The sequence below is a fragment of the Streptomyces sp. RKAG337 genome (assembly GCF_023701715.1).
GTDB lineage: Bacteria > Actinomycetota > Actinomycetes > Streptomycetales > Streptomycetaceae > Actinacidiphila.
This window is the reverse complement of sequence record NZ_JAJOZA010000002.1, coordinates 57,405-70,064: the sequence shown is the minus strand read 5'-3', so window position 1 is coordinate 70,064 and position 12,660 is coordinate 57,405. Positions and strand designations below refer to the sequence as shown.

Here is a 12,660-nt window from a genome sequence, read left to right as displayed (position 1 = left end):
GTGGTCTTTCCTTACGTGTGCGGGCGATCACGGCTTGGCGACGACCTGGGCTTCGCCGATGGCCAGTTGCACGCCGCCGGAGGCGCGGGTGGTGGTGATGTCGCCTTGCTGTCCGCCGCCCGCCCAGTGCACGGTCCAGGTGGTGACGGCGCTGACGGAGAAGGCGTTGCCTGACTTGCCGCCGGAGGTCTTGGTGTAGCGGTAGCCGCAGTCGGGCGAGGTGTTGCCGCCGTAGGACTCCTTGTAGGGAGTGCCGGCGCTTGTGCACGTCACTCCGCCGCCGTCGCCCATGCTGTAGACGATCTTCTTCACGTTCGCGGTGGCGGTGACCGTGAGGCCGGCCGCCGACGCGCTCGCGCTGACGGGACCCCAGGTGCGGTCCGTCTTGACGTTCCAGATCCATACGGGCATGCCGACGATGCCGGTCTTCCCGGCTCCTGGAGCGGTCCCGATCTGCGGTCCGAGCAGGCGCATCTTCTTGATGGCCTCCCGCGCGAGTTCCTCCGGGGAGGGGCCGCCGCCGAAGCCCGGGGGCGGGTTCAGGCTCCAGATAGTGCCGCCGGCCAGCTCACGGCCGATGCCGGGGCAGATGACGTTGTATGCCTTGCCCTTAGCTCGGTCGGCGGCGTCGGCCGGGGCGCCATTGCCCCACTGCCACTCCTCGGCGTTCGCGGCGGGCTGAGGGTTCAGGACGTCCCAGTAGCACTCGTCCTGGAAGTTGAACCAGCCCACGCCCGCTTCGTAGCAGGGCACTTCGCCGTATTCCTGTCCGTTGGGCTTCTTCCAGTGGATGACGCACTTCGCCGAGCCCCCGCCGCCGCCTCCACCGCTGCCGGGGTCGCCCCCGCCACCGCCAGTGCCGCCGTTGCCCCCGCCGCCTCCTCCTCCGACGTGGATGTCGCAGTCGGGGACGAAATCGGGGCAGGTCACTCCGCCGCCGCCTCCACCGTCCGCGCTGGCGCTACCGACAGGCACGGCGAGCGCGATCATCAGGACGAGGAGCGCGCCGAGCGGCGACCACGCCCGTCTGCGGCTCAGCACTTGCTGTTCTTGTCGATGGTGCCGTCAACGATCATCCACTTGCCGCTGCCGAAGAAGGCCTTCGACGTCTGCACATGCCGGCGGTTGGTCCCGTCGAGTTCCGACTTCTTGCCGGTCTTGGAGTTCTCCGGGATGAACTTGCTGCTGTCGACGCAGTCCACGATGGTCGCGGTCTTGGGGGAGGTGCCGAGAGACAGGTCGGTGACCTTGGGAGACAGGATCGGGGCACCCTTCACCACCAGGTCGTTCTGCTGGTAGTACAAGGCGGCCAGCTTGACCTTCGTCAGCGCCTTGTCGGCGGCGTAGTCACCCAGCTTCGAGCCGTCGAAGGACCCGCTGTTGTAGATCTTGGTCTGCTCCGCCCACATGCCCCGGTATGCCGCCAGGACCTGTTCCTTCGCCGTGGCACTGGCATCGGGCGAGGGTGAGGCCGAGGTCGTCGAGGGGGATGGGGATTCCTTCGCCTTGGGCGTTCCGCCGTCCGATCCGCAGGCGGCCAGGACGGCCACCGCGGACACGGCTATCGCCACAGCGATGCCGGACCGGCGTATCTCAGCTCCGAATGAATGTGCCACTGGCATATCCCCCTTATGTGAGTGGTGATCAGAAAGCCATCGACGGCGCGGATTTGATGCAAGACATGACAACCCGGCCTTGTCCGCCCAAGCGGAATCAAAGGGGTGAGGAGCCTAAGCCGCCGATGGCGCGACAGTCACCTGGATTTAGCGCCGGCGAGGCGACGGAAGCGCGACGCGCTGCTCGTCCAGGGCGCGGCGCAGCTGCTCCACGGAGACCTTGAGCAGTTCGGCCGCCAGGTGCTCCTTGGACTCGTCGAGCGCGGAGAGGCCCCGTTCGATCCTGGACCACCGGGCCTGGGCGACACCCAGCCGGCGAGCCAGCGCGCGCTGGCTCCAGCCGGCCAACAGGCGGAGTCGCTCCACGTCGGCCGACATGCCGCTCGGCAGAAGCGCGCCCGGCGGAACCCGCAGGCTGGCGGCCAGCGCGAGGACCGTGGCCAACTGCGGTTTGCGTTTGTCCTGTTCGTACAGGCAGATGTGAGGGCCGGCCACTCTCGCCCCGAGTGCTCGGGCCTTCTGGGCGAGCTCGTCCTGGGACATCGAGGCCGCGGCACGGTGTTGGCGCAGCGCCGTGGCGCTGAAGCCTGCTACTCCGCGACTGGCCACCGTGCTCCGTCTCGCCTCGGACTTCGAGGCCGCGCACCACTCGGCGCCCCTCCGCAGCGGTCGTGTCGCCGCTGGGCGGGATGATAGCGGGAGCGGTGATCAGGCGGAATGTCGTGGCCGATTCAAGTGCAACCTGACCCCGGCCTCGGGAGTCTTCGTAGGCGGACGTGTCACCTGGTTCAGGCAGGGGCAAATAGGGACCGAACCGCACAAGCCCCCCCTCCCCGTTTCCCACGTGCGTGCATACGGGATCGCGCCCCGTGACTGAATCTGACCGGTAACTTATACGAATCTTGCACGGGCTTTTCAGGGCGTCAAGATCTATTCTGAGGATGATCTTGTGATTCGCACCTATATGCCCGTTCTGTTCTGATGTAGCGCTGACCTGGACTTCCGTACCAGGAACGGCCAGTTGGGCCTCCGGCGTCCGGTCCGACCAACTCGCTGAAGACAGGTCAAGACCAGTGCGGCCGACGAAGACCGGCCCGCCGACCAGCAACCGGATGCCTCCGACCGCCACGGCGTCAGGTCGCTCACGAAGCTGCCCGGCATCCGGGCAGCACCGGGAACCCACTGTGGCGCACATCACGAGCGCTCCCTGCTGCCGGCAGTCCGTTCAGTCGTCGATGCACGAGCCCCGAGGCGGGCTGGCACGGCGTGGCGAATCAGGCCGAGCGACGCCATGAAGGCGACGAACAGGCGGTAGACCGCGACCACTCCGGACACGACCCCGCCCAGGACGCTGAGCACCAGGACCGGCCGGGCGCACCAGGTGGGGAGGTAGGGAGCCGTCACCGCGGTTCCCAGCAGGCTGACGGTCAACACCGCCCACAGCGCGCCCCGGGCCGCGGAACGCATGGCCAGGCGAGCCCGCGAAACGGCGAGCGGGTCACGAGTCCGGCTCCTGACCCCCGGCGCCGACCTTCCCTCAACGAACTTCATTGGAGTCTCCCTTCATCAGCAGCGATACCCGATCGGAGGTGCGCACGAGTACGTCCCGGGCATGGCGCAGTCCAGCCGTCAGCTCGCCCAGCCCGTCGGCGATCTCATCCAGCACTCCGGCCGGCGCGGCCTGGGCGACGAGCCGGGCACGGCGACCGCCCCGGTAGACGCTCTCCGGCTCCAGGGCCGTCTCTCGTCGGTCCTCCGCGCCCAAGCCGACCAACCGGTCCTCCAGCAAGTCCTGCTCGTGCAGGGCGATGACTGCTGCCTGGCCCAGCCGCTCATAAGCCAGCTCGTACCCATCCACGATCTCGAGTCCGGTGCCGTCCTCGTCAGCGGCCAGGACCAGTCCGACGGCATCCCACAAGAAGCGGTGTCCTACCGAGACCGCACGCCGGAGCTCCTCCACCTCCGACACCGCGGCGGCTGCCGCCCCGGCGACCGCCTGCTGCGCCGCCAGAAGCCGATGGACATGCGCGGCGTGCGGCGCTGCGCCGTCCAGGACTCGCACCTGCCTCCGGGTGGCGGCCGAAGCCGCCGCTGGCAGGCCCCAGCCCACAGCTACGCCGATCGCGCCAGCACCCAGCAGGGCGGTGCCAGCCGGCAACAGGGCGCCGAGAGCCGGCCCGAGCAGCAGCACCGCTGCCACGACCACGGCCAGGCGGCCCAGGCTGATGGCGGCGGGCAGCTCCATCCCCCCGATCTGCTGCACGACGGGCGCCGGCCGACGCCCCCACACCCTCCGAGCGAGTACCCGACGCCACCCGCCGCCCTGGTCCGGTGAGAAAACGCCGATCTCTGCAGGGCACGCGTCCTCAAGCCGCAGCTCGCCTTGCAGCGGATACCCCCAGCGAATCCATCCCCAGGGCATGCGCTCCAGCGTCTGAACCGGCCCGACTGGCGCGTTGAACCCGGCACGACCACCACGGGTATCCGACGCCGCGGCCAGGAGGCGCACCGCCTTCTCCGTCTCGCTGCGCCACCGGTCCTCGTCCCCGCCGTACGGGAGCAGCTGGGCCGCTATCGGCGCCTCGCCGCTCACTTCCCCGTCCCCTCGCCCGGAAGGGCCGGACCGGGGCAGCTGTTCAGGACACGGCGCAGCGCGTCCTTCTCCGGCGGGGTCACCCAGAGCTGGTACTTGGCCTTCACTTCGATCTGCCGGACGGCATAACCGCATCGGATCGGCTTGTTCGGCGGGAGCCATGTCGCCGCGTCGGCGTCGCTCTTCGCGCCGTTCGTCGGACCGTCCACGGCAACCAGGTTCTCGGGATCGTTCGCCAAGTTGAGCCGCTGAGCAGCGGTGAGCTGCTGAGCGCCGGTCTGCCAGGCGAGACTCAGCGGCACGATGTGGTCGATCTGGACCGCCAGCGAGGTCTTGACCCCGCGCTTGAAGGAGATCGTCCCGCCGGTGTACGGGTCGTGCAGCACACCGGTAAGCACCGTGCACCCGTCCTTGCGCACGACGTGGGTCAGATCTCGGGCGAGGACATCGTCGCGTGTCGGGCAAGAATTCCGGGCCAGCGCGACGGTGCCCTCATCGCTCCACGCTGTCCCGAACTCCTCGCGGCTGTAGCCGGTCTTGGGGGCTCGGCCCTTGACGGGCAGGTTGTCGAGCTCGTCGAGTGCGGCCTTGGCTGCGACAGATGGCCCGGAGCCGGCCGCCCCCGTGTGGGGTGCGCTCGTCCCCACGGGGTTGCAGGCGGCCAGCGCCAGGGCCGCGAAGGCGGCGCCGGCGGCCGCGGTACGGAGTTGGTGGGACATGGTGGTGGTGCTCCTTCATCGTCGGGAGTGCCCGTCATCCCATAGAGGTGCCAAGAGGCCTGTTCGTGTGACCGCCAGATCCCACCGATGCTGAAGTCGCCTGCCGGACGCCGTACGACTGTCAGTGCTCATGGAGCGTTTCGTCGTCTCGGCGAAGGGCCCGGCGGCTGCGATGTCCCCGCCCGCCGGCGGACACGGCTATTCCAGGCTCCCTGGAAGATCCGGTGCGGGAGGGGTGAAGAGGTGCGCATGTCGTACCCCGGCCTTGCGCAGTTCGTCTGCCACGATGCGCAGTGCGGTACGGGCCATGTGGGGGAACATCCCGCCCTTGCAGTCCATCCACACGCAGGGGACAGCGGCGTCGACGGCAGCGTAGTTGGGGCTGTAGAAGTCATCGTCGGCAGTGTCGTAGTCGGCGTCCTCCTCTGAGAGTTCGCGGCCGTCTTCGAGTACGTAGGTCAGGCGGAGTTCCGCAGCGTTGAGTGCCTCGACCGCGTGGGCCGGGTCGTCCGACTTGACGGCGATCGTCCAGTGCTGGGTGAACGGGTCGCCGTTGCCCCCAAGCATGGGTAGCGCGCCCGGGTCCACCGTGATGCCTCCCGGCTCGCTCTCCGTGACCACGGCCCGACGCATCCAGTACGCGCTCTGGTCGGTCTCCAGACACGCCTCGGCCACGCGCCAGAGCATCTGTGGGCCCGAGCCGCGAACTGCTTCCTCGAACAGCTCGCGGGCGCGGTCCCATTCCCACGTTTCCAGGGCCTGGCATCCGAGCCTGAAGGCACCCTCGGCGGGGTGATCAGCAGACGGCGCAATGGGTTCGGTGTCCATGGCGACAGCACTATCACCGGGTACTGACATCCAGTGGTCCGGTCAGCGACAGTGCCGTCACGGCGAGGACGCCTGTGGCGGTGTCCGGCGCATTCCCAGGTCAGTCGACGGTGCCGCTGAAGGTGATGCGCGAGCCGTCCCGGTCGGTGGCCTCGACGGTGACCGGACCCGGGACCGCGGTGGCCGGGAGACTGAAGCGGAGCGTCGCGGTGGCCGAGCGCGACGGGGCGACCGGCGCATCGGAGTAGTCGAGGCCCGGTGTCAGGGCCGCAGCCTCGGTGAGGGATGTGCCGGTCATCACCCGCAGGGTGATACCCAGACCCGCCCGCGGCTGGGCCTGGTTGTTGGCGACGGTGAGCTCAGCCGAAGCCGACCGCCTACCGTCCTTGGCCGGCCCGGCCGTGATCGGAGAGATCCGCACCCGGTTCTGCGACCAGGTGCCCAGGTCCTGGACGGCGCCCGTGGAGGCGTTCGTGCCACCGGGCGCGCCCGAGCTGTCATCGGTGGTGGCGCTGCCCGGGAGCTTGCCCTCGAAGAAGAGGTCATCGGCCTGGGCCATCCCGTCCTGCGTGGCCTCGGCGGTGACGGTGACCAGCTGCCCGGCGGCCTGCGGCGGGACTGCCACACCGATCTCGGCGGTGACGGTGCCCTGCGGCGCCGCCTTGACCGCTTCCTCCCGGGTGGGCAGTCCGGTGAGGGTACTGTCCTTGACGGCGACCGCGCTACGGCCGAGGGCGCCGTATCGGACCGTGAGCACGGTGTCGGGCAGTCGAGCGATCTGCCCGCTGGTGTTGGTGAACCGTGCCTGGGTCCGTAGCACGGTCCACCCGGCCGGAACGTCGCCGGCCGATGTCCCTGCGGCGGCCTGCTGGAACGGCTGCAGTGTCAGGTTCCAGCCCTGTTGGGCGACGGGTGAGGTGCTTCCCAACGCGGTGATCCCCGCGGGGAGCCCCGACGGTGTGGCGCTGGCGGCCGGGTGGTCCGACTTCGGGCCGGCCGTCGGAGTGGTCGGATCGGACTGAGCGCACCCCGCCGCCAGGATCGCCAACGCCACTACGGCAGCGGCCTTGAGCGCTCGTGTGCTTCGCATGGCTAGTCCCCTCAGTCAGCGGCGCGGGATCGCGCTCCTGATCCGGGATCATGCCAAAACACTTTCGTAGCCCGCTCCGGCGGCTCAGCGGACCGGCGTCAAATGTGCTGTATCGAGGGGAAACGCGTGCCGGGCACGCTGCCGCTGGAGGCGGAGGGAAGGGCGTGGGCAACGTAACAGCAGACGATGGCCCCGCTGTGAAAGGTGATGCGCAGCCCGTAGGGGATCGAGCCGCCCAGCGCGCTCAGCGGCTCTACCCAGCGGACGTAAGGATCCTGGCGCGCGGTCAACACGCTGATGAGATACCGCTCGACCGCGGTCATTGCCGTCCGACCCCTGCCGGGCAGGGCGGCGGCGCGAAGCTGGGGCGGCGGGGGACCCTGCTCGTCGCTGCGGCCGTCCGGCGGCCGGGCGGCGATGATCTGGAGGTAGACCACGGCACCGGCCGGCAGGGCCAGCCTCAGCCCGTAGCGGCTGGAGGTGTAGCCCGCTTCCGCGAAGGTGGCTGTGCTGGCCGGATCGCTTCCTGCTGCTGTGAGCAGGTCGCGGAGGACAACCTCGAACCGGGCGGCGGTCCAGGGACGGGGTTCCTCGGAACCTGTCGCGGTGCTCACCGTCCCACCCAGCCCGTGGTGCATCGCGCAGCGTGCTCGGTGACCATGCCCGCCAGGGCAGGAAGGGTGTCGTCGTGTTCGACGTCGCACAGGCGCCTGCCGCACGTGGTGTGGATGAGTTCGAGGTCGGTCTTGACGGGATCGTCGGAACAGCGCAGCGGGTAGTCGTCCCACACGACGGTGGAAGGCCGAGCTGCGGGTTCGGTACTGGTCATCGGCGTCTTCTCCTGGAGCCGGGCGGAGAGGGGAGTCGGCTGAGCGGGGGCTGCTTCACCTGCGGTAGTGCTGCTCGTAGCCCGCGAGGGCGGTGAGCACCGTGAGGCCCAGGACCTCGTCCCCTCGCCGTCCAGCCACTCGTGGACGACGGTGCCTGCGGGCGCGGCGGTCAGACGCGCGATGATCTCGGCCACGCTGATCTGCGGTGTGCCGTCGGCGTCGCACCCGGACTCGTAGGTACCGACGCCCGGGAAGTGGGCCACGAACTGGCCATCGTGGGGGCCTTCCGGGTCCTGCCACAGTTTGAAGGCAGCGCTGGGGGCGCGCTGTAGGAGAGTGACCAAGAGGTCGTTGGCCTGGCTGAGCGCGGTCTCATCCACGCGGTAGCGCTGGCCGAGGGCCAGCGACGCCGGATCGTCCCCCTTGCCGCCCAGAACAAGCTCCATCCCTTCCTCGTCGATGGCCTCCAGGACGGCGGCGCGGTCGTCCTCACCGACGGAGTAGACGCACAGCTGCAACGATGAGCGGTCGGACATGGTGGTTCCTCCGACTGGTAGTGCGCCGTAAGGCGGTGGGCGGTGCTGCGGGCCGCCGGTGCCGAGCGGCACCGGCGGCGGTTGGGGGCTCAGGCGGCGAGCGTGGTGGCCCGGCGGTCGGGGTTCTTCAGCCCGCGCCTGCGCAGCGGGTCGTGGCGCTGCTCGTCCACGGAGACCACGGTGGTGATCGGGTCCTGGTCCTCGGGCAGCAGATCCAGGCGGACCCAGTAGGGCATCACCCAGCGGGTGGTCAGGCCCTGCCGGGCCTTGCCGATCCGGAACCGGCGGAAGTGGCCGCACCGCTGGTGCGGTGCCTGCTCGATGCCGGACGGGATTCCGTCGCCCTCCAGGATGCGGCCCGCCGAGCGACGTGCTGCGTGCAAGGCCGGTCCGATACGCCAGCCCACCTCGACGAAGAACGGGTCGCGGTTCTTGTTGACGGCCCGCCGCTTCTTCTTCGAGGGCTTGACGACGGGCGGTTCGGCGAGGTCGCGGTTGTCGCAGCACAGGTAGACCAGGATGCTCAAGGCCGGGCGCAGCAGCTCTTCGAACAGCTCATACGCTGCGCACTTGTCCCGGGCGCGGGTCCAGTGGGCCTCGGCCCGTGCGGCCGCGAAGTCAACGGCCTGCCCCACGGTGAACTTGGCCAGCCCGGTGGGAATGTTCATCCGGATGTGCGTCTGGCCGCGCACCTCACCGGTCTCGTCGTCCAGGAGGTCGATCACGAAGAGCAGACCCAGCCCCTCGATCTCCTCGTCGGTGTACGTCTGCTGCTCGGGCACCTGGTTGAAGCCGAAGAGGTAGAACCCGCGCACCAGGCCCTCCGACCCCTGGTATCGGATCGGCCAGGGATCGGGCAGGACGATCAACGGGTTGATATGGGGGAGTTGGCTGAAGATGTTGCCGGGCAACGTGTCGGAGGTCGAGCGGTACAACTCCGAGGCCAGGTGCTGGTTGAGGTCGTAGGTGACCCGGCCGCGCCGGGCCCACATGCGGAAGATCCCGACGTGGCTGGCGACGTCGATCAGGTCCGCCTGCTCGGTGAGTGTCAGGCCGGGCGGAGGGGTGTACCGCAAGGTCACCGGTCGCCCGGTGGAGAGCTGGTCGAGCTTGGGGGCCAGCCACAGGTGGTTGCGGCGCAGCGCGCTTTCACGTTCCTTCAGCTCCTGGACGAAGACCTCGCTGACGTCGTGGCTCTTCAGTGCGCGTGCGTGTCGCCTGTTCATCACGGCCATCCCTATGACTGCGGGCCCGATGGGCCGGGGGTGTTCCTGGCCGACCGCCGAAGGGCCCGTCCGCGAGGAACCTGGGGGCCGGTGCGCAGCGGCCGTCGGGCCGCTGGTGCGTCAGCATCCCGCACCGGCGATGCCTTCACGATAACCCAACTCATGGACTTAAGCAATCTCAGGGCGTGACGGGGATCGGGACGAGGAAGAACTCCTGCCCGTCGGCCGCAGCGATTCGGATCGGTCGGTCCGGCAGTGCACCGAATACGGCCTCCACCACTGCCTCCGGCGCGCTCGCGGTGCTCAGCGCGGGGCCCAGAGCGGATCGGATGGCGGCAACGGTCTCTACGGACAGCGGCTTCTTCAACGCCGCCCCCTTCGCCTCCGCCGCGCAGTCCGCGAGCTGCTCCTCGGAAGCGCCGACATCCAGGCCGCGACGGCGGGCGATGGCGGCGACGGTCGTCGCGAGCGCCGCACGGTTGTGCCAGCGGCAGAGGAGGCCGGAGGTGCCCGGCGGGTGCAGGTGGCGGGCAGTGCCGATCGAAGTCTTCTTCATCGCGTTCGTTCTCCGTAGTCGGATCAGCCGTCGGGCGGGATGGGCGGCGGGGGCCGGGCCGGGTGCGGCCCGGCCCCCGCCGGTAGGTCACAGGAAGGCGCTGACCTTCTCGGCGAACTCCTCCGAGGTGATGATGGGCGTACCCAGGGCCTCGGCCTTCTTCCTCTTCGATCCGGCCTTGTCCCCGGCGACGACCAGGCTGGTGGCCCGCGAGACACTGGAGCCCGCCTTGCCGCCGGCTCGCTCGATCAGCTCGTTCATGGCCCCCCGGGCCAGTTCTGCGAGCGACCCGGTCATGCTGCCCGTCACCACGACGGTCATCCCCGCCAGCGGCAGCTCCAGCGCGTCGCCGCCTGCGGACTGCGGACCTGCTGAGGATGCGGTCGCCGCGGGCTCGGCGAGATTGACGCCCGCCGCCACGAGCTTGGCGATCACGGGCTCCAGCTCGGCGAGTTCCTCGATCATCAGGGCGGCCTTCACCGAGCCGATCCCCTCCACCTCCCGCAGCTCCGCGTTGGATGCCGCCTGGACGGCCGCCAAAACTCCGAAGTGCCGGGCGATCCGGCGGGACATGCTCCGTCCGGTGCCTCGTACGCCCAGGGCGCAGAAGACGCGGTTGAGGGGCTGCTGCCTCGCCGCCGTGATCCGGTCCAGGATCGTGGCGGCAGTCTTCTCGCTCCCGGTGGCAACGGCGAGCTGCTCGTGCGTGAGGGTGAACAGGTCGGCAATGTCCTCCACGGACTTGCGGGCGACCAGCTGGGCGATGATCTGCGGCCCCAGGCCCTTGATGTCGAGCTGATCCCGTCCGGCCGCGTACTCGATCGAACGTGCCAGGTCGCATGCGCGCCCCTTCAGGCAGCGCCACCGCTCCTGGGCGGTGTCGATCTCCCCACCACAGCCCACGCATCGGGAAGGCAGCTCGATCGGCTTCTCCGCCCCGGTGCGGATGGACACCACCGGGGCCAGCACCTGCGGAATCACGTCGCCGGCGCGGCGCACCACCACGGCATCCCCGACCAGCAGCCCGAGACGCTTGATCATCCCCGGACTATGGAGCGTCGCGAACGTCACCGTGACCCCTCCGATCTCCACCGGCTCCAGCTCCGCGCGGGGGGCGAGGTTGCCCGTCCGGCCGGTGGCCCAGGTGACCTCCTTGAGCCGCGTGGTCCTCTCCTCGGCGGGCAACTTGAAAGCGATGGAGCCGTGAGGTGCCCGCGAACTGGCACCAGCCGCCGCCTCGTCGAGCGAGTGATCGGCCCTGATGACGATGCCGTCGATCCCCATGGGCAGGTCCGGCCGCTGCTCGGCGACCTTCTCGATGTAGGCGCGCACGTCCTTCAGGAGCGGCGACGTCAGCGTGCCGACCGGAGTGTCGTCCACCGTCTGGACCCCGAGACCGCGCAGCGACTTCATCAGGTCGGAGTGGGTCAACCGTTCCCGGACCAGCCGCCCGGCCTCACCGTTGTCGGCCGTCAGCAGGCCGTAGCCGTAGAAGGAGAGCGGGATGCTGTAGGCGCGCCCGGTCGCCCTGAGCGATCCCGAGGCGGCGTTGCGGGGGTTGGAGAACGGCGATTCGCCGTACGCGGTCCGGATGGCGTTGGCCTCCTCAAACCGCGAGCGCAGCAGCACGACTTCGCCGCGCACCTCCACGGTAATGGGCGCGGCGAGGGTGTCCGGGAGTCCGTCGATGCTGCCGATGGCGTGGGAAACATCGCCGCCGGAGGTGCCGTTGTCGCGTGTGGCGATCCGTACGAGCTTGCCGTCGCGGTAGTGCGCGGCGATTGCCATTCCGTCGATCTTCAGGCTGGCATGGAAGCCGCGCGGGGCACATCCGATCCGTTTGGCCAGGCCCTGGCCCCAGCGGGTGAGTTCGTCGTAGTCGAAGACGTTGTTCAGGCCGAGCATGGGGGTGGCGTGGCGGACCTCGCCGCCGTCCAGCGCCCCGGCGGCGACCTTGCCGGTGGGCGAATCGGCGAACCGGTGCTCTGGGTGCCGCTCTTCGTAGTCGGCGATGTCCCGCATGAGCTGGTCGAAGGTCTCGTCGTCCAGCGCCGAGGTGCCGTCGCGGTAGTAGGCGGCGGCAGCGTCGATCGCCTTCTCCACGGCCTGGAGGTAGGCGGCATGGTCGTACAGGGCAGGGGTGGCGATGGGCATGGTCTGTGATCCTTCTGAGATTGGTCATGTCCGCTTCGTCGGCGAAGCGGTGCTGGACCGGGCGTCCCGGGCGGCGGGAGCAGCCAAGGGCCCGGTGTGGCCATGGGAGGAAAGAGCGCCGCATCGAAGTTGCGGGCACTCTCAAACCATAACCGAAGTCATGAACTTAAGCAACATGCCTGGGATGGGTTCGCCTCTGGGATTGCTTCTGGCCGGCGGCGGCGAGCGAACCCAGGACGACGACTTGATGCTCGGCCAGGACCTGCGCGTACGAGCCGGTGTCGCGGACGTAGCGGTTGATCTCGGGGTCGTCGATCTCGTGTGCGGTCCAGCAGAGCATGTGGTTCCGCCCCGAGGTGCGGTCGTCGCTGCACAGCTTGCGGGCATCGCCCTCGCTGACCCGCCACAGCACGCGCCGGTGCGTGCTGGTGGTGTTCTTGGACGCGATGAACACGACTACGTCTGTCGGCATGTTGGTGGCTCCGCATCTGAGAGAGGGGCGCCGGCCAGGA

The 12,660-nt window shown here is 69.4% G+C and carries 14 protein-coding genes; all 14 read right to left on the bottom strand.

Translation table 11 applies throughout. The features are described 5' to 3' along the window. Positions 1-27 precede the first annotated feature (27 nt). Entirely contained in the window at positions 28-1,041 is a 1,014-nt protein-coding gene (locus LNW73_RS35010) for a hypothetical protein (RefSeq protein WP_250993356.1), read from the bottom strand. Continuing rightward, positions 1,035-1,571, bottom strand: coding sequence for a hypothetical protein (locus tag LNW73_RS35005; protein ID WP_250993221.1), 537 nt, complete (start codon positions 1,569-1,571; stop codon positions 1,035-1,037). Before LNW73_RS35005 ends, LNW73_RS35010 begins: the two co-directional genes overlap by 7 nt. A gap of 192 nt (positions 1,572-1,763) precedes the next feature. Next, on the bottom strand, positions 1,764-2,225 hold the full coding sequence (locus tag LNW73_RS35000; protein WP_250993220.1) for a helix-turn-helix domain-containing protein: 462 nt from the start codon (positions 2,223-2,225) through the stop codon (positions 1,764-1,766). 585 nt (positions 2,226-2,810) lie between these two features. Continuing rightward, positions 2,811-3,167 carry a hypothetical protein gene (locus tag LNW73_RS34995; RefSeq protein ID WP_250993219.1) on the bottom strand — a complete coding sequence of 119 codons (357 nt, stop codon included), beginning with the start codon at positions 3,165-3,167 and terminating at the stop codon, positions 2,811-2,813. Then, positions 3,154-4,209: a hypothetical protein gene (locus tag LNW73_RS34990; RefSeq protein WP_250993218.1), complete on the bottom strand. Its 1,056-nt coding sequence runs from the start codon at positions 4,207-4,209 to the stop codon at positions 3,154-3,156. Before LNW73_RS34990 ends, LNW73_RS34995 begins: the two co-directional genes overlap by 14 nt. After that, a complete protein-coding gene (locus LNW73_RS34985) occupies positions 4,206-4,928 on the bottom strand; it encodes an HNH endonuclease family protein (RefSeq protein WP_250993217.1) in 723 nt (240 codons plus the stop codon). Before LNW73_RS34985 ends, LNW73_RS34990 begins: the two co-directional genes overlap by 4 nt. A gap of 198 nt (positions 4,929-5,126) precedes the next feature. Next, positions 5,127-5,756: a hypothetical protein gene (locus LNW73_RS34980; RefSeq protein ID WP_250993216.1), complete on the bottom strand. Its 630-nt coding sequence runs from the start codon at positions 5,754-5,756 to the stop codon at positions 5,127-5,129. A gap of 100 nt (positions 5,757-5,856) precedes the next feature. Then, positions 5,857-6,846 carry a hypothetical protein gene (locus tag LNW73_RS34975; protein ID WP_250993215.1) on the bottom strand — a complete coding sequence of 330 codons (990 nt, stop codon included), beginning with the start codon at positions 6,844-6,846 and terminating at the stop codon, positions 5,857-5,859. Between the two features lie 98 nt (positions 6,847-6,944). Further along, positions 6,945-7,460, bottom strand: coding sequence for a hypothetical protein (locus LNW73_RS34970; protein ID WP_250993214.1), 516 nt, complete (start codon positions 7,458-7,460; stop codon positions 6,945-6,947). Then, positions 7,457-8,212: a hypothetical protein gene (locus tag LNW73_RS34965; protein ID WP_250993213.1), complete on the bottom strand. Its 756-nt coding sequence runs from the start codon at positions 8,210-8,212 to the stop codon at positions 7,457-7,459. The genes LNW73_RS34970 and LNW73_RS34965 overlap by 4 nt, the downstream gene beginning before the upstream one ends. 89 nt (positions 8,213-8,301) lie before the next feature. After that, positions 8,302-9,438 carry a hypothetical protein gene (locus LNW73_RS34960; protein ID WP_250993212.1) on the bottom strand — a complete coding sequence of 379 codons (1,137 nt, stop codon included), beginning with the start codon at positions 9,436-9,438 and terminating at the stop codon, positions 8,302-8,304. A 178-nt stretch (positions 9,439-9,616) separates the two neighbouring features. After that, complete coding sequence (locus LNW73_RS34955; protein WP_250993211.1) at positions 9,617-9,994, bottom strand: hypothetical protein; 378 nt, start codon at positions 9,992-9,994, stop codon at positions 9,617-9,619. Positions 9,995-10,081: 87 nt separating this feature from the next. After that, positions 10,082-12,148 (bottom strand): NAD-dependent DNA ligase LigA, encoded by a 2,067-nt coding sequence (gene ligA / locus LNW73_RS34950; protein WP_250993210.1) that lies wholly within the window; start codon positions 12,146-12,148, stop codon positions 10,082-10,084. Between the two features lie 166 nt (positions 12,149-12,314). Further along, the gene (locus tag LNW73_RS34945) at positions 12,315-12,620 is read right to left on the bottom strand and encodes a hypothetical protein (protein WP_250993209.1); all 306 of its coding nucleotides are present in this window, start codon (positions 12,618-12,620) and stop codon (positions 12,315-12,317) included. Positions 12,621-12,660: the final 40 nt, after the last annotated feature.